23 protein-coding genes are annotated in these 25,197 nt (G+C 68.2%); 9 read left to right on the forward strand and 14 right to left on the reverse strand.

Annotated elements, in window-relative coordinates:
* Nucleotides 1-111: 111 nt before the first annotated feature.
* Complete coding sequence (locus GO999_RS01545; RefSeq protein WP_011002958.1) at nt 112-897, reverse strand: MipA/OmpV family protein; 786 nt, start codon at nt 895-897, stop codon at nt 112-114.
* A 181-nt stretch (nt 898-1,078) separates the two neighbouring features.
* Here GO999_RS01545 and GO999_RS01550 point away from each other — a divergent pair, with 181 nt between their 5' ends.
* Both GO999_RS01550 and GO999_RS01555 read left to right on the forward strand, forming a co-directional pair.
* The gene (locus GO999_RS01550; RefSeq protein ID WP_011002957.1) at nt 1,079-1,810 is read left to right on the forward strand and encodes a response regulator; all 732 of its coding nucleotides are present in this window, start codon (nt 1,079-1,081) and stop codon (nt 1,808-1,810) included.
* 6 nt (nt 1,811-1,816) lie between these two features.
* Complete coding sequence (locus GO999_RS01555) at nt 1,817-3,118, forward strand: ATP-binding protein (protein ID WP_021155139.1); 1,302 nt, start codon at nt 1,817-1,819, stop codon at nt 3,116-3,118.
* Nucleotides 3,119-3,128: 10 nt separating this feature from the next.
* On the opposite strand, the gene GO999_RS01560 is transcribed toward GO999_RS01555, so the two are convergent.
* Nucleotides 3,129-3,935, reverse strand: a complete 807-nt coding sequence (locus GO999_RS01560; RefSeq protein ID WP_016727953.1) for an AraC family transcriptional regulator — start codon at nt 3,933-3,935, stop codon at nt 3,129-3,131.
* A 192-nt stretch (nt 3,936-4,127) separates the two neighbouring features.
* On the opposite strand from GO999_RS01560, the gene GO999_RS01565 reads away from it, so the two are divergent.
* Complete coding sequence (locus tag GO999_RS01565) at nt 4,128-5,294, forward strand: ABC transporter substrate-binding protein (RefSeq protein ID WP_211906499.1); 1,167 nt, start codon at nt 4,128-4,130, stop codon at nt 5,292-5,294.
* Between the two features lie 112 nt (nt 5,295-5,406).
* Here the strand turns inward: GO999_RS01565 and GO999_RS01570 are convergent, their stop codons facing one another.
* From GO999_RS01570 to GO999_RS01580, 3 genes are all read right to left on the reverse strand, one after another.
* Complete coding sequence (locus tag GO999_RS01570) at nt 5,407-6,708, reverse strand: MFS transporter (protein WP_011002953.1); 1,302 nt, start codon at nt 6,706-6,708, stop codon at nt 5,407-5,409.
* A gap of 512 nt (nt 6,709-7,220) precedes the next feature.
* On the reverse strand, nt 7,221-8,516 hold the full coding sequence (locus tag GO999_RS01575) for an MFS transporter (RefSeq protein WP_011002952.1): 1,296 nt from the start codon (nt 8,514-8,516) through the stop codon (nt 7,221-7,223).
* A 7-nt stretch (nt 8,517-8,523) separates the two neighbouring features.
* A complete protein-coding gene (locus tag GO999_RS01580; RefSeq protein WP_231679073.1) occupies nt 8,524-9,756 on the reverse strand; it encodes an AGE family epimerase/isomerase in 1,233 nt (410 codons plus the stop codon).
* A gap of 212 nt (nt 9,757-9,968) precedes the next feature.
* Here GO999_RS01580 and GO999_RS01585 point away from each other — a divergent pair, with 212 nt between their 5' ends.
* Genes GO999_RS01585 through GO999_RS01595 form a run of 3 tightly spaced genes read left to right on the forward strand, consistent with a single transcriptional unit; the run spans nt 9,969 to nt 12,266 of the window.
* A complete protein-coding gene (locus tag GO999_RS01585) occupies nt 9,969-11,576 on the forward strand; it encodes an OpgD/OpgG family glucan biosynthesis protein (RefSeq protein WP_211906500.1) in 1,608 nt (535 codons plus the stop codon).
* Between the two features lie 56 nt (nt 11,577-11,632).
* Nucleotides 11,633-11,866, forward strand: coding sequence for an AbrB/MazE/SpoVT family DNA-binding domain-containing protein (locus GO999_RS01590; protein WP_011002949.1), 234 nt, complete (start codon nt 11,633-11,635; stop codon nt 11,864-11,866).
* Complete coding sequence (locus GO999_RS01595) at nt 11,853-12,266, forward strand: PIN domain-containing protein (RefSeq protein ID WP_016725172.1); 414 nt, start codon at nt 11,853-11,855, stop codon at nt 12,264-12,266. Before GO999_RS01590 ends, GO999_RS01595 begins: the two co-directional genes overlap by 14 nt.
* On the opposite strand, the gene GO999_RS01600 is transcribed toward GO999_RS01595, so the two are convergent.
* Nucleotides 12,241-12,867, reverse strand: coding sequence for a DUF1415 domain-containing protein (locus tag GO999_RS01600; protein WP_016725173.1), 627 nt, complete (start codon nt 12,865-12,867; stop codon nt 12,241-12,243). The two genes, GO999_RS01595 and GO999_RS01600, sit on opposite strands and share 26 nt — an antisense overlap.
* Nucleotides 12,868-13,057: 190 nt before the next feature.
* Here GO999_RS01600 and GO999_RS01605 point away from each other — a divergent pair, with 190 nt between their 5' ends.
* Nucleotides 13,058-13,429: a hypothetical protein gene (locus GO999_RS01605; RefSeq protein WP_211906501.1), complete on the forward strand. Its 372-nt coding sequence runs from the start codon at nt 13,058-13,060 to the stop codon at nt 13,427-13,429.
* 60 nt (nt 13,430-13,489) lie between these two features.
* Here the strand turns inward: GO999_RS01605 and glpK are convergent, their stop codons facing one another.
* The 8 genes from glpK to glpD all read right to left on the reverse strand — a co-directional run bounded on the left by glpK (nt 13,490) and on the right by glpD (nt 22,882).
* Complete coding sequence (glpK, locus tag GO999_RS01610) at nt 13,490-14,986, reverse strand: glycerol kinase GlpK (protein ID WP_011002945.1); 1,497 nt, start codon at nt 14,984-14,986, stop codon at nt 13,490-13,492.
* A 161-nt stretch (nt 14,987-15,147) separates the two neighbouring features.
* Complete coding sequence (locus GO999_RS01615) at nt 15,148-16,884, reverse strand: ABC transporter substrate-binding protein (protein ID WP_019718916.1); 1,737 nt, start codon at nt 16,882-16,884, stop codon at nt 15,148-15,150.
* Nucleotides 16,885-17,040: 156 nt separating this feature from the next.
* On the reverse strand, nt 17,041-17,322 hold the full coding sequence (locus GO999_RS01620) for a DUF2160 domain-containing protein (protein ID WP_011002943.1): 282 nt from the start codon (nt 17,320-17,322) through the stop codon (nt 17,041-17,043).
* A gap of 22 nt (nt 17,323-17,344) precedes the next feature.
* Nucleotides 17,345-18,175 carry a carbohydrate ABC transporter permease gene (locus GO999_RS01625; RefSeq protein WP_011002942.1) on the reverse strand — a complete coding sequence of 277 codons (831 nt, stop codon included), beginning with the start codon at nt 18,173-18,175 and terminating at the stop codon, nt 17,345-17,347.
* Nucleotides 18,168-19,058, reverse strand: a complete 891-nt coding sequence (locus tag GO999_RS01630; protein WP_016725177.1) for a carbohydrate ABC transporter permease — start codon at nt 19,056-19,058, stop codon at nt 18,168-18,170. Before GO999_RS01630 ends, GO999_RS01625 begins: the two co-directional genes overlap by 8 nt.
* The gene (locus GO999_RS01635) at nt 19,055-20,152 is read right to left on the reverse strand and encodes an ABC transporter ATP-binding protein (RefSeq protein WP_011002940.1); all 1,098 of its coding nucleotides are present in this window, start codon (nt 20,150-20,152) and stop codon (nt 19,055-19,057) included. Before GO999_RS01635 ends, GO999_RS01630 begins: the two co-directional genes overlap by 4 nt.
* The gene (locus GO999_RS01640; RefSeq protein ID WP_020832844.1) at nt 20,139-21,257 is read right to left on the reverse strand and encodes an ABC transporter ATP-binding protein; all 1,119 of its coding nucleotides are present in this window, start codon (nt 21,255-21,257) and stop codon (nt 20,139-20,141) included. Before GO999_RS01640 ends, GO999_RS01635 begins: the two co-directional genes overlap by 14 nt.
* Before the next feature lie 47 nt (nt 21,258-21,304).
* Nucleotides 21,305-22,882: a glycerol-3-phosphate dehydrogenase gene (gene glpD / locus GO999_RS01645; RefSeq protein ID WP_211906502.1), complete on the reverse strand. Its 1,578-nt coding sequence runs from the start codon at nt 22,880-22,882 to the stop codon at nt 21,305-21,307.
* A gap of 140 nt (nt 22,883-23,022) precedes the next feature.
* Here glpD and GO999_RS01650 point away from each other — a divergent pair, with 140 nt between their 5' ends.
* Complete coding sequence (locus GO999_RS01650) at nt 23,023-23,787, forward strand: DeoR/GlpR family DNA-binding transcription regulator (RefSeq protein WP_016725181.1); 765 nt, start codon at nt 23,023-23,025, stop codon at nt 23,785-23,787.
* A 119-nt stretch (nt 23,788-23,906) separates the two neighbouring features.
* Complete coding sequence (locus tag GO999_RS01655; RefSeq protein ID WP_211906503.1) at nt 23,907-24,764, forward strand: CHAD domain-containing protein; 858 nt, start codon at nt 23,907-23,909, stop codon at nt 24,762-24,764.
* Nucleotides 24,765-25,197: the final 433 nt, after the last annotated feature.

Consider the following 25,197-nt stretch of genomic DNA (forward strand, 5'->3'; position numbering starts at 1 on the left):
TCCTCGGCGCGGCGGTCGGCTACATGGGGTGCTTTTCCGCGCGGCGTCCGGCGCGCCGTGGTGGCGGGAGACCGTCGCCTGGCTCGACGCCCTGGCGCGGCCCCGCGACGCTCAGAACGTATAGACGATGCCGGTGCCGGCGAAGTAGCCCTGCTTGTTCTGCACAATCGGGCTCTTGGCGGCGTTGCCCAGCAGGCGCGTGGTGCCGACCGCCGTCTGCACCGCCCACTGGCGCGAGAACGTGTGCTTCCACGCCACCGTCAGCGAGGCCGCCTGCAGGCCGCTGTCGGCGGTGTACGGCGCGAAGCCGCTGTCGGCCGCCTGCTGCGGCGTCACGCCGAAATAGGTCTGCATGTATTTGCGCGAGCCGAAATGCAGGCTCGGGCTCACGGTGATCTTGTCGGCGCCCTGGCTGTAGATCGGCGCGGCCAGATCCACGTGAGCGGACCAGCCGCGGTCGCGGTTGCTGATCGGCAGCTCCAGCGTCGCGCTGGCGGTCGTCTCGCCGACGATCCGGCTGCCCACCGTGAGCACGCCCAGGAACGATCCCTTGATGTTGCCCATCCCGCGCAGGTCGTCCGAACCGGGGCGGCCGTAGCGGTTTTCGTCGGCGCGGCCCGGGTCGTACGACACGGCGGCCGAAGCGAACATGCCGTTCGCGAAGCGCATGTTGTAGCCCGCGCCGCCGCGTGTCGGATCGATGAAGAAGCCGTTGCCGAAATCGGCCCGGAAACCCGGCATGACGGTGGCGGTGTAGTGCTTGCTGCCCTGATAGCGCGGCATCACGCCGGCATTGAGCGACACCGAATACGACGGCGCGTCGGCAACGGCCGGCAACGGCGCCAGCCAGATGCCAGGCAGCAGGACGAGAGAGGAGATGGACAGACGTTTGCGCACGGCGGGGACCCCTTGGAGAGAGAGCCCGCAGTCTGACGGGGTGCCGCGCGCCCGTCTGTCTGGAAATTGCCGGGAAGTTGTGCGCAATTGTGCGCGAGTGTGCGCAAGTTTCGCGCGGCCATCCGCCCGCGGGCCCGCCGACATACACTGCGCGTCATTGCAAGAAAACGGGGTGTGGGCGATGGCCGAGGCGCCGCTCAAGACCAGGGTGCTGCTGATCGAGGACGACGATCGCCTGGCGCAGCTGGTCAGCGAATATCTGGGCAACTACGAATTCACGGTCGAGGTGGTCCGGCGCGGCGACATCGCGGTCGCGGCCGTGCGCGAGCATCGGCCGGCGCTGGTGATCCTCGACCTGATGCTGCCGCACATGGACGGCATGGAGGTGTGCCGGCGCATCCGCGCGTTCTCGCGCGTGCCGGTGCTGATCCTGACGGCGCGTGTCGATACCTACGACCAGGTCGCGGGCCTGGAGATCGGCGCCGACGACTATGTGCTCAAGCCGGTCGAGCCGCGCCTGCTGGTGGCGCGCGCCCGCGCCTTGCTGCGCCGCGTGGCGTCCGCCATGCCGGCCGCCGAGCCCGCCACCCCGCGCGACGATACGCTGGTGTTCGGCGAGCTTGCCATCTCGCCGCCCAACCGCACCGTCACCTGGCGCGGTCAGCCGGTCGAGCTGAAGACGGCCGAGTTCAACCTGCTGTTGATCCTGGCGCGCGCGGCCGGCACCGTGCTCAGCCGCGACGACATCCTCAAGCAGCTGCGCGGCATCGAATTCGACGGGCTGGACCGTACCGTCGACTCCGGCATCTCGCGCCTGCGCCGCCGCTTCGGCGACGCCTCGCCCGAGCCGCACAAGATCAAGACGATCTGGGGGCGCGGCTATCTGTTCAGCCCCTCGGCGTGGGAGGAGTGACACCGCATGTTCCGCTCAACGCTGAAGCTATCGCTCATGATGCTGGTGGCCGGCGCGATTGCCGTCCAGGCGCTCAGTTGGTCGGCCGGCTGGCTGTTCCACGACACCCTGACGCAGGGCCAGCGCGAGGGGCGCAAGGGTTACGTCTTCCTGTTGCGGGAGTATCTCGATCGCTTTCCCGGCGAGGCTCGCGCCACGGCCATCCAGCGCCTCAACAACAACGCGACAGAGCTGTTCGACATGGTTGAGCCCGATACGGTCGCCGATCTGAGCACCGAGCAGCGGCGCGACCTAGCCGATGGCAAGCTGGTTGTGATGACCAACCGCATGGATTACTACCTGCCGTTGCGCGACGGCACCGTGCTGCATGCACGCTTTGAAGACATCGGCTATTACACCGCCATCAAGATCATCGCCTTCTGCCTCATTGCCATCGCCACGCTGCTGCCGATCCTGTTCTGGAGCTGGCTGCTGTGGCGCGACCTGCGCGCCCTGGAGGAGGCGGCGCGCGGCTTTGGCGGCGGCATGCTGTCCACGCGCGCGCACCTGCGGCGGGGCTCCAACGTTCATGCGCTCGCGCGGCAGTTCAACGACATGGCCGAGCGCATCCAGGGCTCGATCCAGCACCAGCGCGAGATGATGAACGGCATCTCGCACGAGCTGAAGACGCCGATCGCGCGGCTGGAGTTCGGCATCGCGCTGTTGCAGTCGCCGGTGCCGGAAGACCAGCGCAAGGCCCGCTTCGATGCCCTGCGCAGCGATGTGCGCGAACTCGACGAGCTGGTCACGGAGCTGCTGGCGCTGAGCCGGCTGGAGCAGGGCGCCACGCACCTGGTGCTGATGCGCGTGACGGTCGGCGAATGGCTCGACAGCGTCGTCGCCAACATCGCCGACGATGTGGCCGACCGGCAGCTCACGCTCGCCGTCCACGCCGATTTCGCACCGGCGCACCACGTCTGCGATCCGCGCCTGGTCGCGCGCGCGCTGCTCAACCTGATCCGCAATGCCATGCGCTATGCGCGCCAGGCCATCACCGTGCGCGCCGAGGCCGGCACCTACGGCAGCCTGTGCCTGACGGTGGAAGACGATGGCCCCGGCATTCCCGCCGCCGAGCGCGCGCGCGTGTTCGAGCCGTTCTACCGGCTCGACGCCAGCCGCGACCGCCATACCGGCGGCTTCGGCCTGGGCCTGGCGATCGTGCGGCGGATCGCGCTGGTGCACGGCGGCGAGGTGCGGCTCGATACGGGCGGCTCGGGCGGCGCCCGCTTTGTCCTGCTGCTGCCGGCGATGCCGCTGCCGATGCAGTAGGCCCGCGGCATCACGCGGCCTGCGCCTCCGGCCCCGGCCGGTGCAGGAACGCGCTCGGGCTCTGGCCGAAGGCGCGCCGGAACATCGCCGAGAACGCGCTCTGGCTGTTGTAGCCCAGCGCCTGCGCGATGCGCGACAGCGGCAGGCCCTGCGACATCAGCGGGATCGCGCTGGCCAGCACCGCCTGCTGGCGCCACTGCGAAAAATTCACGCCCAGCTCGTCCCGGAAACGCCGGGCCAGCGTGCGGGTGCTGGCGCCGACCTCGCGCGCCAGCGCATCGAAGGTCAGCGGCGTGCCAGGATCGGCCATCACCCGTTCGCACAGCGCGCGCAGGCGCTTGTCGGTCGGCATCGGCAGGTCCAGCGGCAGGGGCGCGCTGCGGTGCAGCTCGTCGAGGATCAGCGTGGCCACGGCCTGCTCGCGGGCCGCCGAGAGCGGCCGGCGCACATCCATCGCGGCGATCAGCTCGCGCAGCAGCGGCGACACCTCCATTACCCGGCATTGCGCGAGCGTGCCCGTCACCACCGAGGGATCGACGTAGAGCGTGCGCAGGAAGGCGGCCTCCACCACCCACACCTCGTGCTCGATGCCGGGCGGAATCCAGATGGCGCGTGATGGCGGCACCACCCAGGCCGTGTCGCCGGCCTGCACGCGCAGCACGCCGGTATGGCTGTAGGCGACCTGGGCCCAGGCGTGCGTGTGGCGCGGGAAGCGGCTGTTGGCCTGCATCTGCCGCGTGTACAGCCGCACCGGATGGGCCGGCGAGGGCGGGATGCGTCCTTCGAGATCGGTCGGCAGCAGGCGCTGGGCGGGCATGGCGGTTTTGCGACAGGTGGGACGAAACGAGTGTAAATGCGTGGACGGGACTTGTCGCCGCCGGGGTGTCGATGGCAGGCTAGGGGGCCGCGCCGCGTTGGCGTAGCAGAACGACAAAGCGGACCACCCGCCCGGGCGGTCTCGATGAGACACCGTGCAGGCCCCATGGCCACGCCGGAGAAGGGTGTTCAAATGCAAATGGGAAATCACACGCGCAGTCGGCGGGGGACTCGGCTGCGCCGGCTGGCGGCCGTCGCGTTCGCGCTTTGCGCCGGGTTGGCGGCATCGGTCGCCCAGGCCGACATCAGCGTCATCCAGTCATTGCCGCTGTCCGGCTCGCAGGCCGTCACCGGGCACGCGCTGAATGCCGGCGCCCGGCTGTACTTCGACTGGCTCAACCTGAACGGCGGCATCCACGGCGAGACCGTCCGCCTGGTCGCCCGCGACGACGAGCAGAAGGTCGAGCAGACCGTGCGCAACGTGCGCGACATGGCCAAGGTCGACAACCCGGTCGCGCTGCTCACCGTGGTCGGCACCGCCAACGTCGAGGCGCTGATGCGCGAGGGCGTGCTGGCCGAGGCCCGGTTGCCGCTGGTCGGGCCGGCCACCGGCGCGTCCAGCATGACCGGCGACCCGCTGGTGTTCCCCATCAAGGCGAGCTACCGGCAGGAGATCGACAAGATGATCACCGCGCTGGTGACGATCGGCATCACGCGCATCGGCGTGCTGTACCAGGACGATGCGCTGGGCAAGGAGGCCATCGCCGGCGTCGAGCGCACGCTCAAGGCGCACGGGCTGCCGATTGCCGCCATGGCCTCGTATCCGCGCAACACCGCGAGCGTGGGCCCGGCAGTGGACAAGCTGCTGGCCGCCGACGCGCAGGCGATTTTCCTGGGCGCCACCGCCGCGCCGGCGGGCCAGTTCGTCCGGCAGTACCGGGAGCGGGGTGGTGGGGCGCAGTTGCTCGGGCTGTCGTCCATCGATCCGGGCATCCTGCAGAAGATCGCCGGGCTCGATGCGGTGCGCGGTTATTCGCTGGCGTTGGTGATGCCGAACCCGGGCAAGAGCGTGCACCCGGTGATCCGCGAGTTCAACCGGGCCCGCGCGGCGGTGGGCGCGACGGACGTCGAACTGTCGTTCCGGGCGGTGGAGGGATTCGTGGCGGCCAAGGTGCTGGCCGAGGCGATCCGCCGCGCGGGCCCGAAGCCGACCCGCGAGCAGGTGCAGCATGCGCTGGCGGGGCTGCGCGACTACGACGTCGGCGGCGGGTTCACGGTGGATTTCACCGATCGCAGCCGCCCCGGTTCGCACTATGTCGAGCTGGGCGTGGTGGGGCCGAACGGCCTGGTGATCCAGTAGGCGCTGCGCGGGCGCCGGAGGCGGCGCCCGTGAGGTCAGGCGATCCGCCGGCAGCGGTCTGCCGGCGGGCACCCGGCGGCGGTGCGCCGGGTGACTGGGGTTTCTCGGCGCGTTACGGCTCGAGCAGAGGGTCTGGCATGGCGGCGGGACGGGGCTGCGGCTTGACCACCGTCAGCGTGGCGACCAGGCCGCAGATGGCGGCGAAGGACAGCCACAGGCCAGGCATGGCCTTGTTGCCGGTGGCGTGGATCAGCCCGGTGGCGATGGCCGGGGTGAAGCCGCCGAAGATGGCGGTCGCCAGGCTGTAGGCCAGCGAGAAGCCCGTGGTGCGCAGCTGCGGCGGCATGATCTCGGTGAGCGTGACGATCATGGCGCCGTTGTAGCCGCCGTACAGGAACGACAGCCACAGCTCCACCGCCAGCAGGCGGCCGAACGACGGCTCGGCGATCAGCCACGTCATGGCCGGGTAGGCCGTCAACAGCGTCAGCGCGCTGAAGACGATCAGCGGCGTGCGGCGGCCGATGCGGTCGGACAGCGAGCCCATCACCGGCAGCCAGATGAGGTTGGACGCGCCCACGCACAGCGTGACGATCAGGCTGTCGAAATCCGACATGTGCAGCACGTTCCGGCCGAAGGTCGGCGTGTAGGCTGTGATCAGGTAGAACGACACCGTGGTCATCACGGCCAGCAGCGTGCCTGCGCCCGCGAGGCGCCAGTTCTCGCCCATCGAGCGGAGCAGCTCGCCCATGGTCGGGCGGTGCTTGCGCTGCTCGAACTCCTCCGTCTCGCGCAGCGAGCGGCGGATGAAGAACAGGAACGGCACGATCAGGCAGCCGATCAGGAACGGCACGCGCCAGCCCCATTCGCCCATTTCCTTGGGCGAGAGCTTGAACGACAGCAGCACGCCCAGCAGCGCGGCGAACATCACCGCCACCTGCTGGCTGCCGGACTGCCAGCTCACGTAGAAGCCTTTGCGGCCCGGCGTCGCGATTTCCGACAGGTAGACCGAGACCCCGCCCGGCTCGCCGCCGGCCGAGAAGCCTTGCAGCAGGCGGCCGATCAGCACCAGCAGCGGCGCGGCCAGGCCGATGGTGCCGTAGCCCGGCACCAGCGCGATCAGCATCGTGCCGCAGGCCATCAGCACCAGCGTCAGGATCAGGCCGGCGCGGCGGCCGTGGCGGTCGATGTAGGCGCCCAGGACGATCGCGCCCAGCGGCCGCATCAGGAAGCCGGCGCCGAAGGTCATCAGCGATAACATCAGCGACAGGAAGGCGTTGCCTGCGGGGAAGAACGTCGCTGCAATGGCCGTGGCGTAGTAGCCGTAGACCATGAAGTCGAACATCTCGAGGAAGTTGCCGCTGACGACCCGGAAGATGGCGCGGGCTTTGGATTCGTTAGGGTTGTGGGTATGCATGACGTTTGACAGAACAGCTTGGTACAACGGTCAGGCGAGCCAGCCCGCCCGGCCGGGATCGTCTCACAGAAAGCGATGGTGCGGTGCGGCACGAAGGGGGGTGTTGTTGCGCGGACGGGAACCGGGCGTGACGGTGCGGAATGACCCCACGATCCGTCCAGGATCAGGCGTTACGCCGGTTCAGCGCAGGGATGGCGCGCCGGCATGTGGCAGGCGGGCACCGGAAGACAGGCAGTCAGTGACGTGATGCGCCGCAGCAAGTCAATGCGGCAAATGCGCGCTGTGGTGGCGTGCTTCGAGATGCGCCAGCCGCCCGGCGTCCGGTTCGGTGCCGATGCATGCGGATGGGCGGAAGGGGATGGGATGCGCCGGGCCGGTTCGCCGGCCAGGCACGGCCCCCGGAGAGGGCCGTCATCAGCGTTGCGCGCGGCGCCGTGCGCGTGCGGCAAAGAAAGCCGCGGCGCTCCGGCGCAGCGATGCCGCCCGGCTTGCCCGGGCGTTGCGTGCGAAGGTCAGGCGGTCGTCACGGTGGTGTGCACGTGGCGGCCCGCCGGCTTGACCACGATCAGCGTGGCGACCAGGCCGCAGATGGCGGCGAAGGACAGCCACAGGCCCGGCATGGCCTTGTTGCCGGTAGCGTGGATCAGCCAGGTGGCGATGGCCGGGGTGAAGCCGCCGAAGATGGCGGTCGCCAGGCTGTAGGCCAGCGAGAACCCGGTGGTGCGCACTGCCGGCGGCATGATCTCGGTGAGCGTCACCACCATCGCGCCGTTATAGCTGCCGTACAGGAACGACAGCCACAGCTCCACGGCCAGCAGGCGGCCGAACGACGGCTCGGCGATCAGCCACTGCATCGCCGGATAGGCCGTCAGCAGCGTCAGCGCGGTGAAGGTGATCAGCAGCGGGCGGCGGCCGATGCGGTCGGACACCGAGCCCATCACCGGCAGCCAGAAGAAGTTGGAGGCGCCCACGCACAGCGTGACGATCAGGCTGTCGAGGTTCGACAGGTGCAGCACGCTCTTGCCGAAGGTCGGCGTGTAGGCCGTGATCAGGTAGAACGACACCGTGGTCATCACCACCAGCAGCGTGCCCGCGCCCACCAGGCGCCAGTTCTCGCCCATCGAGCGGAAGATCTCGCCCAGCGCCGGACGGTGCTTGCGCTGCTTGAACTCCTCCGTCTCCTGCAGCGAGCGGCGGATGAGGAACAGGAACGGCACGATCAGGCAGCCGACCAGGAACGGCACGCGCCAGCCCCACTCACCCATTTCCTTGGGCGAGAGCTGGAACGACAGCAGCACGCCCAGCAGCGCGGCGAACATCACCGCCACCTGCTGGCTGGCCGATTGCCAGCTCACGAAGAAGCCCTTGCGGCCCGGCGTCGAGATTTCCGCCAGGTAGACCGACACCCCGCCCAGCTCCACGCCGGCCGAGAAGCCTTGCAGCAGGCGGCCGATCAGCACCAGCAGCGGCGCCGCCAGGCCGATCGTGGCATAGCCCGGCACCAGCGCGATCAGCAGCGTGCCGCAGGCCATCAGCCCCAGCGTCAGGATCAGGCCGGCGCGGCGGCCGTGGCGGTCGATGTAGGCGCCCAGGATCAGCGCGCCCAGCGGCCGCATCAGGAAGCCGACGCCGAAGGTCACCAGCGACAGCATCAGCGAGAGGAACTCGTTGTCGGCCGGGAAGAAGGTGTCCGCGATGGCCTTGGCGTAGTAGCCGTAGACCATGAAGTCGTACATCTCCAGGAAGTTACCGCTGACCACCCGGAAGATGGAACGGGCCTTGGATTCGTTGGGGTTGTGGGTATGCATGGATGTCTCACTCAACAGCTTGGGGTACAACAGTCGGGCGGGCCGCCAGTGCAGCGCGGACCGCCTCGTAGAAAGTCGTGATGTGGTATGGCGTGCTGGAGGGCATGTCGTCGCGCAGGCGCCGGCCCGTCGCGTCGATCACCTCATGCCAGCCACGCTCATGGAGGAAGCGCGCCGACCACAGCGACAGCGTGCTGGCCAGCAGCGTGCCGTGGGTTTCGCTGCACAGCGACAGCGCGCGACCATATTCGGTCTGTGCCCAGATGCGCTGGCTGGCGTCGCGCATGCCGCCATCCAGTTCCAGCGACAGGCAGACGCCCTGGGTCTTGGCGTCCACGCCCAGGCGGCAGGCGGTGTCGACCGCGCGGCCCAGCGTGTCGGCCAGCTGCCGGCCGGGCTCGGAGCGGGTGAACACGTCGGCGTGCGCGCGCACCAGGTAAAACCATTCGAACTGGTGACCGGGTTCGATGCGGTTGTCCGTGTCGGCCTGGTCGACCGGCAGTTCGGCGATGCAGCCGGTGCGCGCATCGATGAAGCGCGCGGCCATGCCTTCGGCCAGCGCGTGCACGCCGGCCTCGGCCCAGGCGGGCGCATCGGGCAGGGCGGCCGCGGCCAGGTAGGCTTCGGTCAGGTGCATCACCGGGTTCTGCTCGACGCCGGCCAGCGGCGCGGCGAAGGCCGCGTCCATGGCGGCCACCGGCAGCGGCATGGCGCCCTCGCGCGCAAAGCGGCGGGAGACGACGTCATGCGCCTCTTCCATCAGCGCCGCGGCGCGCGGATCGTCGCTCACGGCTAGCCAGTGCGCGGCGGCGAACAGCACGAAGGCGTGCGTGTACAGGTCCTTGGTGGTGTCCTGCGGCGCCAGCGCGCTGTCGATGGCGAACAGCCAGCCGCCGTGGATCGTGTCGCGGAAGCGCGTGTCCAGCGCATGGCACAGCGCCGCGGCGCGCTCGGCGCAAACCGCGGCATGCCGCTTGGACAGCACGCTTGCGCGGGCGAACGTGTACAGCTGCCGGGCGCACGCCATGGCGCGGTAGCGCGACGTGGTGGCCGGCACCAGGCGGTCGCCCTCGGCGACCAGCGCCTCGTAGCACAGGCCGGCCCGCGCGTTCCAGCCCGGACCGAGCCACATCGGCAGCAGGACATCGTCGTAATGGCGGGCGAACGCCTCCAGCGCGGCAGCCGCGTCGGGCAGTTCGATGGTGCCAGGTAGGACGGACGTCGAGAACGATGGAAGCATGTGCGCCGGGACTGTCATGGCGAAAGCCGGCGATACAGCGCCGGCGGGCCTAGATTGTGCGCCAACTGGCGGGGGGACGCTACGCGGCCCAATTTCAATAACCGACTCCATCCCAGGGTTGTGGGTCGATTGAAAGCAAACATCCGGATCCTTGCTGGGCGCGGGTTTGTGCGAACATGCGTCATCGCCATGACGGCTTTCCGCCACGACCCATGCACCGCCGCGATCTTCTCAAGCAGTTGGCCGCCGGATTTTTGGCGCTGGCGCCAGGGTTAACACCTAGCACTGCATCGGCCGTGTCGCCGGCGTCCGCCGCGACGGAACCCTTCGACGAAGCCTGGCTGCGCCGGCGCGCGCGCGCCCTTGCGGCGGGGCCCTACCGCAAGCGCAACACGGCATTGCCGCCACCGCTGGCCGCGCTCGGGTGGGATGCCTACCAATCGATCGGCGCTCGTGCCGACCATGCCCTGTGGGCCGGGCAGTCCCTGCCGTTTGACGCAAGATTCTTCCATCTGGGCCTGTTTTTCAAGTCGCCGGTGCGCATGCACGAGGTGGCGTGCGGCCAGTCGCGCGTCATCGCCTACGACCCGGCCATGTTCGACTACGGCAAGAGCGGGCTCGACCATGCCGCGCTGCCCGCGGACCTCGGCTTCGCCGGCTTCCGTCTGACCACACGCGCCGACCCGACGCGCGACGTCGCCGCCTTCCTCGGCGCGAGCTATTTCCGCGCGGTGGGCGGGCAGTGGCAGTACGGCATGTCCGCGCGCGGGCTGGCGATCGACACCGGCCTGCGGCGGGCCGAGGAGTTTCCCGACTTCACTGAATTCTGGCTGGTGCGCCCGGCGCCCGAAGCGGACACGCTGCGCGTCTATGCGCTGCTCGATGCCCCCAGCGTGGCCGGCGCCTACCGCTTCGACATCCGCCCCGGCGACACGCTGGTGATGGACGTGCAGGCCACGCTGTTCGTGCGCAAGCCGATCGAGCGGCTCGGCATCGCGCCGCTGACCAGCATGTTCCTGTACGGCGAGAACGACCGCACCGACCGCGCGGGGGATCGCCAGAGCGCGGCCCGCCGCTGGCGCGCTTCCGACTGGCGCCCGGAGATCCACGATTCCGACGGGCTGGCCATCTGGCGCGGCTCGGGCGAATGGATCTGGCGGCCGCTGGCCAACCCGCCCGCGCTGCGCAGCCAGCGCTTCGCCGACGATGGCCCGCGCGGCTTCGGCCTGCTGCAGCGCGACCGCAACCCGGATCACTATCAGGACGACGGGGTGTTCTACGAAAAGCGCCCCAGCGTCTGGGTCGAGCCCGCGCACGGCTGGGGCGAGGGCGCGGTGGAACTGGTCGAGCTGTCCGCTGCCGACGAGACCTTCGACAACATCGTCGCCTTCTGGCGGCCGGCCGTGGCGCCGCAGGCCGGCCAGGAGCTGGCCTTCGGCTACCGGCTGAGTTGGGGCGCCCAGCCCCCGGTGGCGCCGCCGCTGGCGCGCGTGGTGGCCACGCGCACCGGCATCGGCGGCATCGTCGGGCAGCCGCGCAGGCATTTCTCGTGGCGCTTCGTGATCGATTTCGCCGGCGGCGAACTGGGCCAGCCCGGCCGCGCCGCCGTCGAGCCCGTCATCCGCGTCTCGCGCGGGCGCGTGGAGATCGTCTCGGCCCGGCCGCTGGCCAGCATCGACGGCGTGCGCGCGATGTTCGACCTGGTGCCGGATGCCGGCAACGCGCCCATCGAACTGCAACTGACGCTGCAATCCGGCGACCGGCCGCTGTCGGAGACCTGGGCGTACCAGTGGACGCCGCCGGCGGATCGGGCCGCGTAGGCCTCCTGGATATACAATGAGAAAATTGTTTATCTGATCCGTCCGGGAGGGGCGCCATGCAAGTCTCGAAATGGGGCAACAGCCTCGCTATCCGGCTGCCGGCGGCCGTTGTGGAGGCGCTTCAGCTGCACGAAGGCGACGACGTCGAGGTGGTGATCGCGGGCGAGCGCTCGTTTGGCGTCCGCCGCAAGCGCGCTGCGCGCGAGCTTTTCGACCGGATCCACCAATATCGCGGCAAGCTGCCCGCCGATTTCATCTTCGAGCGCGACCAGGCCAATGCCCGCGACTGAGGCATTCTTCGACAGCAATGTCGTGCTGTACCTGCTGTCGGCCGACACCGCCAAGGCCGATGCGGCGGAAACGCTGCTGATGACCGGCGGTGTCGTCAGCGTACAGGTACTGAACGAAACGACGCACGTGATGCGCCGCAAGCTGGCCATGCCGTGGCACGCGATCGAAACGGTGCAGGAGGCCGTGCGTGCGCAATGCCGGGTCGAGCCGCTGACGCTCGAAACCCATGATCTCGGACGGCGTATCGCAGAACGCTACGGATTGTCGGTCTATGACGCACTGATCGTCGCGGCGGCATTGCTTGCCGGCTGCAACGTTCTGTATTCCGAGGATATGCAGCACGGCCTGGTGATCGAGCAGCATCTGCGCATCGTCAATCCTTTTCCGGCACGGGCATGAACCGCGCCGCCATCGCCGCCCACCCCTCGGGCCCGAGCCGCTCCATCGTCGCGATATTGCGCTCATAGATGTCCGCCGCATCCGGCACGGCCGCCGCGGCGCGGGCGATGCTGTCTTCGCGCAGCAGGTGCAGGATCGGCGCCGGCGCGCGGTTGGTGGCGTTGGCGATGTCGTCCGGATCGGCTTCGGCGAAGACGAAGTCCGGGTGGAAGCTCGCCAGCTGCAGCTCGCCTTCGAAGCCCGCGCGGGCGAGCTGGGCCTCGGCGCGCTCGGTGAGCGAGTGGAAATCGAAGAAGTCGGCCAGCGCCGGGACGATCAGCAGCGTCGTGTCGATCTCGGCGGCGGGCGTGGCGCGCAGGATGTCCGCTTCGGCGCGCAGGTGGTCGAGCACGTCGCCGTCCATGGTGGCGCGGCTCACGGCGTAGCGCACCTGCCGCTTCACGTGCACGGCCTTGGCGAAGGGGCACAGGTTCAGGCCGATCACGGCGTCTTCCAGCCAGCGCCGCACGTGGCCGACCAGCTCGGCGGCGGCCTCGGGGCGCAGGTCGAGCGCATCGGCGGGGGCATCGAGCAGGACGAATTCGGGCGAGGGCACGGGCATGTCGTGGGGGAGGCGTAACCAGCGCGCAGTGTAGTCGATGGCACGGGAGCGCTTCTTGCGGCAACCCGGTGTTGTGTCTCACCACAGCCGGCGTGCGACGTTTTTGCAGCGCCGGGATCACTCCGGGTGATGCCCGTATCGCCCCGTGGTCCGTCCGATTCACCGATTTTGCAGAACAAGGAGCCGAACCATGATCGAACTGCTTCCGTTGAAGACCACGCTCGCCCTGACTGCCGCGCTGGCTGCCTCGGCGGCCTTCGCCCAGATGACACCCGCACCGAAGACCTCGCCGGAGACCGCCGGCACGGTCCAGGTTGCGCAAGAGGGCCAGGGGCCGATCACGTCGTCCGCCGACCCGCTGGTGCAAAAGCGCATCGAGGACAAGGCCGCCAGGGATGAATACAAGGCGCGCAAGGCCGAGGCCAAGGCCGGCTACAAGGACGAAATGAAGGCTGCCAAGGGTGTCCGCAAGGCCGAGAAGCAGGAGGCCAGCACCAAGCGCAAGGAGGAGATACTCAGGCAAGGCGGGCCGGCGCCAACGACGGGTAGTGGTGGCGAGTAGAGGTGCGTTCCGCCCAAAAAAGGCGACCTGCGGGTCGCTTTTTTTCACCGACGCGTGTCGTCAGTGGCCGTGCGTGGTCGGCAGCCGCACCTGCGCCACCGCCATCTCCCATTGCGCCATGCGGTGCTGCGCTTCGTCGCGGCTGATGACCGGGTGGAACGTGCGCGAGGCGCGCCATTGCCGGGCGACCTCGTCCTCGCTCCGGTAGAAGCCGGTGGCGATGCCGGCCAGGTAGGCCGCGCCCAGCGCCGTGGTTTCGATGATCTCCGGGCGCACCACCGGGATGCCGAGCAGGTCGGCCTGGAACTGCAGCAGCAGGTTGTTGGCCGAGGCGCCGCCGTCCACGCGCAGCTCCGTGATGGCCGAGACCGCGTCGCGCGTCATCGCCTGCAGCAGCGCGGTGCTCTGGAACGCGATCGACTCCAGCGCCGCCCGCGCGATATGGCCGATGGTCGTGCCGCGCGACAGCCCGACGATCGCGCCCTGCGCGGTCGGGTCCCAGTACGGCGCCCCCAGTCCGGTGAACGAGGGCACGAACACCACGCCGCCCGAATCCGGCACCGAGGCGGCGAGCCCCTCCACGTCGGCCGAGCGCTGGATCGCGCGCAGCCCGTCGCGCAGCCACTGCACCACCGCGCCGCCGACGAACACGCTGCCTTCCAGCGCGTAGCTGCGCCGGCTGCCGCTCTGGCAGGCCGCCGTGCTGATCAGCCCATTGCGCGATTCGACCGCGCGCTCGCCGGTGTTGAGCAGCATGAAGCAGCCGGTGCCGTAGGTGTTCTTGGCCATGCCCGGCTTGAAGCAGGCCTGGCCGAACAGCGCCGACTGCTGGTCGCCGGCGATGCCACCGATGGTGAGCGGCGCGCCCAGCCAGTCGGCATCGGTCTGCCCGAAGCGATGGGCCGACGGGTGCACCTCCGGCAGCAGGCTCGGGTGGATGTCGAGCGCGCGCATCAGGTCGGCATCCCACTGGCCGGTGTGGATGTTCCACAGCAGGGTGCGCGAGGCGTTGGATACGTCGGTCACGTGCAGGCGGCCGCGCGTGAGTTGCCACACCAGCCAGCTGTCGATGGTGCCGAAGGCGAGCTCGCCGCGCGCGGCGCGTTCGCGGGCACCGTCCACGTGGTCGAGGATCCAGCGCAGCTTGGTGCCCGAGAAATACGGATCGATCACCAGCCCGGTGCGCTTGCGCACCTCGTCCTCCAGGCCCTCGGCGCGCAGCCGCTCGCAGATCGCTTCGGTGCGGCGGTCCTGCCAGACGATGGCATTGAAGATGGGGCGGCCGGTGGCGCGTTCCCACACCACGGTGGTCTCGCGCTGGTTGGTGATGCCGAGCGCGGCCATGTCGGCGGCGCCCAGCCTGGCCTGTTCGAGCGCGGCGCGGCAGGTGGCGAGCTGGCTGCTCCAGATGTCGAGCGGATCGTGCTCGACCCAGCCGGGCTGCGGAAAATGCTGCGGAAACTCCTGCTGGGCGCTGGCGACGATCTGGCCGGCGCGGTTGAACACGATGGCACGCGAACTGGACGTGCCCTGGTCGAGCGCGAGGAGGTATTCCATAAGGCAGTGGCTTCGATGCGCCGGGGGCGAGCCGGGCCTGACCGATCCGCTCCGGCTGGGTTTGATGCGGTGATGCGAAAGCATAGCCCGCCGGCGGCGGGCCTGCGAATGGGGACGGTCCGGATGGCGCGGGGCTGCCGGGACCGTCCCGCCCGCGCGCGTCAGCGCACGCGGCCGTCCTTCCAGGCGGCCAGCAGCTTGTCGTAGGCCACCGTCTCGCCCTTCGGGCGCTCGTTGTCGAGCTTCTTCCACGGCGCGTGCTCGGCCGACAGCCACTTGCCCGGGTCGCCTTCCGGGTTCAACTTGGGCGCGCAGTTCTTCATGCCGGCGCGCTGCAGGCGGCCCATCACCTGGTCCATTTCCTTGGCCAGGTTGTCCATGGCGCCTTGCGGGGTCTTCTCGCCCGTCACCGCCGTCGCCACGTTCTTCCACCACAGCTGCGCCAGCTTCGGATAGTCGGGCACGTTGTTGCCGGTTGGCGTCCAGGCCACGCGGGCCGGGCTGCGGTAGAACTCGATCAGGCCGCCGTACTTGGCCGCGTTCTTGGTGAAGTAGTCGCTGTGGATGTCGGAGTCACGAATGAACGTGAGGCCGGTGATCGACTTCTTGAGCGACACGGTCTTCGACGTGACGAACTGCGCGTACAGCCACGCGGCCGAGCGGCGCTCGAACGGGGTGGACTTGAAGAACGTCCACGAGCCGACGTCCTGGTAGCCGTTCTGCATGCCGTCCTTCCAGTACGGGCCGTGCGGCGACGGGGCCATGCGCCACTTGGGCGAGCCGTCGGTGTTGACCACCGGGCCAGGCTTGGTCATCGGCGCGGTGAAGGCGCTGTACCAGAACACCTGCTGCGCGATATGGCCCTGCGCGGGTACCGGGCCGGCCTCGTTGAAGGTCATGCCGGTCGCCTCGGGCGGGGCGTACTTCTTCATCCAGTCGATGTACTTGGTCAGGGCGTACACGGCGGCCGGGCTGTTGGTGGCACCGCCGCGCGACATCGAGGCGCCGACCGGGGCGCACCCTTCCACGCGGATGCCCCATTCGTCCACCGGCAGGCCGTTGGGGATGCCCTTGTCGGCGGAGCCGGCCATCGACAGCCAGGCATCGGTGAAGCGCCAGCCCAGCGACGGGTCCTTCTTGCCGTAGTCCATGTGGCCGTAGACGCGCTTGCCGTCCAGTTCCTTCACGTCGTTGGTGAAGAAGTTGGCGATGTCTTCATAGGCCGTCCAGTTGACGGGCACGCCCAGGTCGTAGCCGTACTTGGCCTTGAACTTGTCCTGCAGGTCCTTGCGCGCGAACCAGTCGGCGCGGAACCAGTACAGGTTGGCGAACTGCTGGTCGGGCAGCTGGTACAGCTTGCCGTCCGAGGCGGTGGTGAAGCTGGTGCCGATGAAATCCTTCAGGTCCAGGCCCGGGTTGGTGAACTCCTTGCCTTCGCCGGCCATGTAGTCCGACAGCGGCATCACCACGCCGTAGCGGTAGTGCGTGCCGATCAGGTCGGAGTCGGAGATCCAGCCGTCGTAGATGCTCTTGCCGGACTGCATCGAGGTCTGCAGCTTCTCGACCACGTCGCCTTCCTGCATGATGTCGTGCTTGACCTTGATGCCGGTGATCTCTTCAAACGCGCGGGCCAGCGTCTTGGATTCGTAGGCATGCACGTCGAGCGTTTCGGACACGACGTGGATCTCGGTCACGCCGCGGGCCTTGAGCTTGGCCGCGGCGTCGATGAACCACTTCATTTCGGCCATCTGCTTGTCCTGCGGCAGCGTGCTGGGCTGGAACTCCGTCGTCACCCACTTCTTCGCCTCGGCCTCGCCCGCGTGCGCGGCACCTGCCGCCAGCGCGCTCGCCAGGGCGATCGCGCTGATCTGCAAGGTCATGCGCCAGGATGTTTTCATCGGTATCTCCTCGTACTTTTTGTTCTCCCCGCGGCGAAAACATCCGGCATGCCGACGCGGGGAGCGTGGTGGAATGCCTGTGCCCATGCGGGCATGGAAGCGGCGGCATGCTGCCGGCGTTTCCCGACTTGCGAAACCGATGCGGCCCTGCGCCGGCTAGCCGCGCCACATGATCAGCAGCAGCACCGCCATCGAAGCGATGAAGCCGCTCCAGGCGCCGCTGTCCTCCGACGCGAGGCCGACCCACGCCAGGTTGATGTACGCGGCCGTCAGCAGGCCGATGAAGAGGCGGTCGCCGCGCGTGGTGGCGATCGGCAGGAAGCCCTTGCGCTCCACGGTCGGCCGCGCCACTTCCCAGACCGTCATGCCGGCCAGCATCAACGCGATGCAGCCGAAGAAGATCGCCACCTCGGGCGTCCAGGCCATCCAGCTGAACATGGCTGTGTCTCCCGTTCTCGTTCTAGACGCGGCCCATCGCGAAGCCCTTCGCGATGTAGTTCCGCACAAACCAGATCACCAGCGCGCCGGGGATGATGGTCAGCACGCCGGCCGCGGCCAGCACGCCCCAGTCCATGCCCGAGGCCGACACCGTGCGCGTCATCACCGCCGTGATCGGCTTGGCGTCGACCGAGGTGAGGGTGCGCGCCAGCAACAGCTCCACCCAACTGAACATGAAGCAGAAGAACGCCGTCACGCCCACGCCCGCCTTGATCAGCGGCAGGAAGATCTTCAGGAAGAAGGCCGGGAAGCTGTAGCCGTCGATGTACGCCGTCTCGTCGATCTCGCGCGGGATGCCCGACATGAAGCCTTCCAGGATCCACACCGCCAGCGGCACGTTGAACAGCATGTGCGCCAGCGCCACGCCCAGGTGGGTGTCCATCAGGCCGACCGTCGAATACAGCTGGAAGAACGGCAGCAGGAACACCGCCGGCGGCGTCATCCGGTTGGTCAGCAGCCAGAAGAACATGTGCTTGTCGCCCAGGAAGCGGTAGCGCGAGAAGGCATAGGCCGCCGGCAGCGCCACCACGGTCGACAGCACCGTGTTCATGGTCACGTAGAGGATCGAGTTGATGTAGCCCCAGTACCACGACGGGTCCGTGAAGATGACCTTGTAGTTGTCGAAGGTCATCAGCCTGGGCCACAGCGAGAAGCCGGCCAGCGTCTCCTCGTTGGTCTTGAGCGACATGCTCAGCATCCAGTACAGCGGCAGCACCGCGAATGCCACGTACACCACCAGCGTGATGGCGCGGGCGATCTTGCGCTTGTGCTCGTTGTTGTTGTTCTTACGCATGGTCGTCTCCCGCGGCCGTGCTGGCGCTGCCCACGCGCTGCATCCAGTTATAGAGGACGAAGCAGAACAGCAGGATGATGAGGAAGTACACGATCGAGAAGGCCGCCGCCGGGCCCAGGTCGAACTGGCCCACCGCCTTCTGCGTCAGGTACTGCGACAGGAACGTGGTGGCGTTGCCGGGGCCGCCGCCGGTCAGCACGAACGGCTCGGTGTAGATCATGAAGCTGTCCATGAAGCGCAGCAGCACGCCGATCATCAGCACGCCGCGCATCTTCGGCAGCTGGATGTAGCGGAACACCGCCAGCCGGCTGGCGCCGTCGATCTCGGCCGCCTGGTAGAACGCATCCGGGATCGAGCGCAGGCCGGCATAGGCCAGCAACGCCACCAGCGGCGTCCAGTGCCAGACATCCATGATCAGCACGGTGATCCACGCGTCGAACGGGTGCGAGGTGTAGTTGTAGTCCACGCCCAGCCGGTTGAGCCAGTAGCCGGCCAGGCCGATGTCCGAGCGCCCGAAGATCTGCCAGATCGTGCCGACCACGTTCCAGGGAATCAGCAGCGGCATGGCCAGGATCACCAGCGCGGCGGATGCCTTCCAGCCCTTGCTCGGCATCGCCAGCGCAAGACCGATGCCCAGCGGAATCTCCACCCCCAGCACGCACAGCGAGAAGATCAGCTGGCGTGTCAGCGCGTCCTGCAGGTCACCGTCGCGCAGAATCTGGCGGAACCAGTCCACGCCGACGAACACGTGCTGCTCGGGGCTGATGATGTCCTGCACCGAATAGTTGACCACCGTCATCAGCGGCAGGATGGCGGAGAACGCCACGCACAGGAACACCGGCAGGATCAGGAACCACGCCTTGTTGTTGAGCGGCTTGTTCATCGGCCGATCCTCTCGTCGTTGCAGTAGTACAGCGTCTGCGGCGCATCCACGCGCAGCCAGACGCGCGACGCGTCCACCGCCACGTCGTTGGGCAGCTTGGCCCGGATGGGCAGGTCGCCGGATTCGCCCAGGCTGGCGGTCAGCAACTGGTGCGTGCCGAGCTGCTGCACCTGGTGCACGGTGGCCGCCAGGGTCCCGACCTCGCCCGGCGCCGCCAGCTGCACGAACTCCGGCCGGATGCCCAGCTTGAGCGGGCCGCTGGCCGCCTTGAGCGCCGCCAGCGTGTCGCGGCCCACGCCGAGCCGCTGGCCGCCCAGCGCGATCACGTCGTCGTCCACCGTCACCGGGTAGAGATTCATGCCCGGGCTGCCGATGAAGTAGCCGACGAAGGTGTGGTCGGGCCGCTCGAACAGCGCTTCGGGGCCGCCCTGCTGCACCACCTTGCCCTCGGTCATCACGACCACCTCGTCGGCGAAGGTCAGCGCCTCCACCTGGTCGTGCGTCACGTAGATCAGCGTGAGCTTGAGCTGCTGGTGGATCTTCTTGAGCTGTCGGCGCAACTGCCACTTCAGGTGCGGATCGATGACGGTGAGCGGCTCGTCGAAGAGGATGGCCGCCACGTCCTTGCGCACCAGGCCCCGCCCCAGCGAGATCTTCTGCTTGGCATCGGCCGCCAGGCCCGAGGCGCGGCGCTTGAGCGCGTGCTGCAGCTCGAGGATCTCGGCCACTTCCTCCACGCGCTGCCGCACCTCGGCCTCCGGCACCTTGCGGTTGCGCAGCGGAAAGGCGAGGTTGTCGAACACCGTCATCGTGTCGTAGATGACCGGGAACTGGAACACCTGCGCGATATTGCGCTCGCGCGGGCTGGCGTGCGTGACGTCCTGGCCGTCGAACAGCACCTGGCCCTCGGACGGCGTCAGCAGCCCCGAGATGATATTGAGCAGCGTGGACTTGCCGCAGCCCGACGGCCCCAGCAGCGCGTATGCGCCGCCGTCGCGCCAGACCCTGTTCATCGGCTGCAGCGCGTAATCCGACAGCGTTTGCGGATCGGGGCGGTAGCTGTGCCCCAGGTTGCGGAATTCAATGCGCGCCATGCGATGCCTCCTGCTTGGGCGCGCTCACCAGCTTGCCCGCGTCGTCGAACAGGAACAGCTCGGCCGGATCGACGAACACATCCAGTGCCGCGCCCAGCCCGAACTCATGCACGCCCGGCAGCTGCGCCACCAGGCCGATGCCGCCGGGCTCGCCCGGCGCATGCGCGCGCACGTGCAGATACGTCTCCGAGCCCGACAGCTCGGCCAGCTCCACCAGCCCCGGCAGGGCCACGCAGCGGCCGTTGCGCGCCGACAGCCGGATGTGGCTCGGCCGCAGGCCGACGCGGCAGCGGGTGCCGGCGTGCATCGGCAGCGGGCGCGTCCACGGCACGTCGATCCCGTGCGGCAGGCGGATGTGGTTGCCTTCCACCACCGTGGCGCGGAAGACGTTCATCGGTGGGTCATTGAAGATGGCGGCGGCGTCCACCGACACCGGCACGTCGTACATCTGCAGGGTTGGCCCGGACTGCAGCACCCGGCCTTCGTGCATCACGATGGTTTGGCCGCCCAGCAGCAGCGCTTCCTGCGGTTCGGTGGTGGCGTAGACCACCGTGGTGCTGCCGTCGGCAAACAGCGAGGCCAGCTCGGCGCGCAGTTCCTCGCGCAGCTTGTAGTCGAGGTTGACCAGCGGCTCGTCGAGCAGCACCAGCGGCGCGCGCTTGACCAGCGCCCGCGCCAGCGCGCAGCGCTGCTGCTGCCCGCCGGACAGCGCTGCCGGCAGCCGCTGCAGCAGGTGGTCGATGTGCAGCTTGGCGGCGACCGTGCGCACGCGCGCGTCGATCTCGTCCCTGGCCGTCCCCTGCAGGCGCAGCGGCGAGGCGATGTTGTCGTACACCGTCATCGCCGGGTAGTTGATGAATTGCTGGTACACCATCGCCAGGTTGCGATCGCGGACCCCCACGCCGGTCACGTCCTTGCCGTCGACCAGCACGCGGCCGGTGGTCGGCCGGTCCAGCCCGGCCATGATGCGCATCAGCGTGGTCTTGCCGGCCTGCGTCGGCCCGAGCAGCACGTTGATGGCGCCGGGCGCCAGCCGCACGCTGGTCGGGTACAGATGGGTCTGTGCGCCGGCCACGGCCGTGACCTGGTCCAGTTCCAGAATCAATTGCGTCTCCCTTCTTTTTTCTTGTGTGTCTTGCCGGGCGTGGCGGCTCAGGGCGCGCGCAGCGCCTCCGGATCGGCCTCGACGGTCGGCGGGTGCCGCGTCAGCCAGGCTTCCAGGCGGCCGCGGTCGGCCTCGGCGGCGTACAGGCCCAGCTTGGTCCGCCGCCACAGGATGTCCTGCGCCGTGCGGGCCCATTCGTACTCGATCAGGTAGCGGATCTCGGCTTCGTACAGGCCTGGCGTGACCTCCGCGCCCAGGTCGTCCAGCCGCACCGCGCCCGCGAGCAGCGTGGTCACGCGCGTGCCGTACTGGTGCGCATAGCGCTTCGCCAGCCTGGCGGGGAGCCATGGCAAACGTTTTTGCAGGCGGGTCACAAAATCGGCGAAGGTGTACTGCCCGACCAACTGGCCGGGCGCCTCCAGATCGCCGCCGGGCAGGGCGGCCGTGGCCGTCCACGACGGCGCGCCCGCCGCCGGCAGGTGTGGTGCCAGCTTGTCCAACGCTTCCTCGGCCAGCTTGCGGTAGGTGGTGATCTTGCCGCCCCAGACATTGATCAGCGGCGCCGCGCGCCCATCGGCCCCGGTCTCGCATTCGACCAGATAGTCGCGCGTGATGGCCGACGCACTGGCGGCGCTGTCGTCGAGCAGCGGCCGCACGCCCGAGTAGTTCCACACCACATCGGCGGGCGTCAGCTGCTGCGCGAAATAGCGGTTGGCCATCTCGCACAGGTAGTCGATCTCGCCGGCGTCGATGGCGACCTGGTCCAGCGGGCCGGTGTACTCCAGGTCTGTCGTGCCGATTAGCGTGAAGTCATCCTGGTACGGGATCGCAAAGACGATCCGCCCGTCCGGGTTCTGGAAGATATAGGCGAACGGATGGTCGAACATCCGCCGCACGATGATGTGGCTGCCCTTGATGAGGCGCAGGCCGCGCGTGTCCGGCAGCGCGTGCGCCGCCCGGGCGAACTCCGCGGCCCACGGTCCGGCCGCGTTGACGATCGCCTTCGCCCGCACGGAGCGGATGCCGTCCGGCCCCGCCAGCGACGCATGCCAGCCGTCGGCGCGGCGCTCCGCGTTCAGGCAGCGGGTGCGGGTGAGGATCTGCGCACCGCGGTCGGCGGCATCGCGGGCATTGAGCACCACCAGGCGGGCGTCGTCCACCCACCCGTCGGAATAGACGAAGCCGCGCGCAAAGCCGGGCTTGAGCGGCCCGCCCGCCGGATGCTGCGCCAGCCGGACCGCCTCCGAGCCGGGCAGAAAGCGCCGGCGCGCCAGGTGGTCATATAGGAAGAGACCCGCGCGGATCATCCAGGCCGGCCGCTGGCTGCGGTCATGCGGCATCACGAAGCGCAGCGGCCACATGATGTGTGGCGCCATGCGCAGCAGCACCTCGCGCTCCAGCAGCGCCTTGCGCACGAGGCTGAATTCGTAATATTCGAGATAACGCAGCCCGCCGTGGATCAGCTTGGTCGATGCCGAAGAGGTGTGCTGGGCCAGGTCGTCCTTCTCGCACAAGACCACCGACAGGCCACGGCCCACGGCGTCGCGCGCGATGCCGACCCCGTTGATGCCTCCTCCGACCACCAGCAGATCACAGTCCAGATGCGACGCATCGGTATGGTGCATGGATCAGATGGGTTTCTGTTGATTTGCGCGTCTTTTGTTGCGAATAGTGACGCGTTGGCGGATAGTGTAGTGAAAGGCGAAAATAAAGCAACATAGGGAATCGCCTGATCTGCTCATATGCGTTCGTTTATGTTCGTTTGATGCTTCCCCGCCACCGCCAGATCCTCGAATACGTCCGCCAGCATGGCGACGCCACCGTCGATGCGCTTGCCCGCGTGCTCGGCGTTACCGCGCAGACCATCCGCCGCGACATCCGCCAGCTCGAAGACGAGCGGCTGCTCGCGCGCTACCACGGCGGCGTGGGCCTGCCGTCGTCGGTCGAAAACATCGACTACGACCAGCGCCAGGTCCTGCACATCGAGGCCAAGCGCCGCATCGCCGAGGTCGTCGCCCGCCATATCGAGCCGGGCCGCTCGCTGATCATCAACATCGGCACCACGACGGAAGAGATCTCCAAGGCATTGGTGGGGCGCAAGGGGTTGCGCGTCATCACCAATAACCTGAACGTCGCGTCCATCCTGTCGGGCAGCCCTGACGCGGAGGTGATCGTCGCCGGCGGCCTGGTGCGCAACCGTGATCGCGGCATCGTGGGCGAGGCCACCATCGATTTCATGAAGCAGTTCCGCGTCGACGTCGGCATCATCGGCGTCTCCAGCATCGACGAGGACGGCACGCTGCTCGATTACGACTACCGCGAGGTGCGCGTCGCCCAGACCATCATCGAGCAGTCGCGTGAGGTCTGGCTCGCCGCCGACCACTCCAAGTTCGGCCGTCGCGCGGTCGTGCGCCTGGGGCACATCTCGCAGATCGACAAGTTTTTCACCGATCTTCCGGTTCCCGAGCCGATGGCCGAAGTCTTCCGCGCGGCCGAAGTGGAGGTCGTCGTCGCCAGCGAGGTCGGCTGACGCTGGCAGTGCCGATGCCTTCGACTACAGTGAAATGACGGCGCACACACCCGGTGCGTCCGGCGCATTGCCTGCATCGTCGATGCCTCTCGGGGAGAGGCGCCACTCCAGGGAGGATTGTGAGCAAGCGCTCACCTTCGGAAATTCTGCCGGTCTTTGCCGGAATCGTGCTCGAGCACGTCAATGTGCTCCGGGAAATGCTGACCAAGCTCGCCGCACCTGCGCCAACAGACGAAGATCTTCACCAGTTCCGCGTTTCGTTGCGGCGCCTGCGGTCCGCGTGGGTGACCTTTGCCCCAGTCCTGCCGGATGTATTCATGGAAGTCTGGAAGCCGCGCCTGCGTGACCTGGCCACCTCGACCGGTCCCGTGCGGGAATGGGATGTCCTGTTGCTGGATTGGCTCCCCGCCGCGCGTGCCGCCCTGGACCCCGCAGATATGCGGGCGCTGAATTGGCTGGACAAGACTGCCGTGCGGGCACGCGCTGCCCGTAGGCGAGCGTGGAAAGTGCTGCATGCAGAACTGGTGTCCCCGGGCATGGCCTCCATGCTCGACGCACTGAAGGATGCCGCCGCGCCGTTCATGGATGAAGCGCCGCCCGCCTCGCTGCGGACTTTCGCCCATGCCCGCGCCCGCGCTCTGAGAAAACGTGTGCTGAAACAGGGCCGCAGGCCCAAACGCGCGTCCGCCGCCCAGTTGCACCGCGCCCGCATCGCCGCCAAGCAATGGCGCTATCTCTATGAGTCGTTCTACCCAGCATTGGGCGCGCGCGCTTCCAGGCGTCGCTGCAAGCACCTGCGGGCCTTGCAGGAGGCGCTGGGCGAAATCCATGACGCGGATGCTTCGCTGGCTCGCCTCGCCGAAGCCTCCATCACTGAGCTGCCCGCCGCCATCGCTGTGATATTCCATAGCCGGGCAAGCGTTGCTCGCGCCCGGGCAGTCAAGCAGCTGCGCTGGGTGCGTGCCCACGCAGCCTGAAGAGAAAGTGGCGGAAAAGCCCCTTCATACAAAAGGGGCTTGCGTTGTCCGAAAAAGCCGCCTAGTATTCGCCCCTCGCTGCACGACGCAGCGCTGGAGCGAAAGCGAAAGCGCAGGGGTCGAGGTGGTGGAGAAGCAGTAATGATGCGGGTTTCTGGTCGGCGAGGTGGTAGGAGCCGATAGGAGTTCGAGGCGGTTAGCAGCGAGTTGACGGATAAAAAATCTTCGACAAGTTGTTGACGGCGGCGAAAAAGCTCTGCATAATCTCGTTTCTCTGCTGCGGACAACGCAGCGACGCGATGAACAAAGTTGATCGCGCAGTTCTTTAACAAACAAACAGCCGATAAGTGTGGGCGCTTGATGACGGATGCGGCGGACGCGAGTTCGCTAGCTTACAAGTTATGAAGTGCTCGCACAGAAGTAAGGTTTGAAC

Origin of the sequence: Ralstonia nicotianae, from assembly GCF_018243235.1 — a bacterium.
Classification (GTDB): domain Bacteria; phylum Pseudomonadota; class Gammaproteobacteria; order Burkholderiales; family Burkholderiaceae; genus Ralstonia; species Ralstonia nicotianae.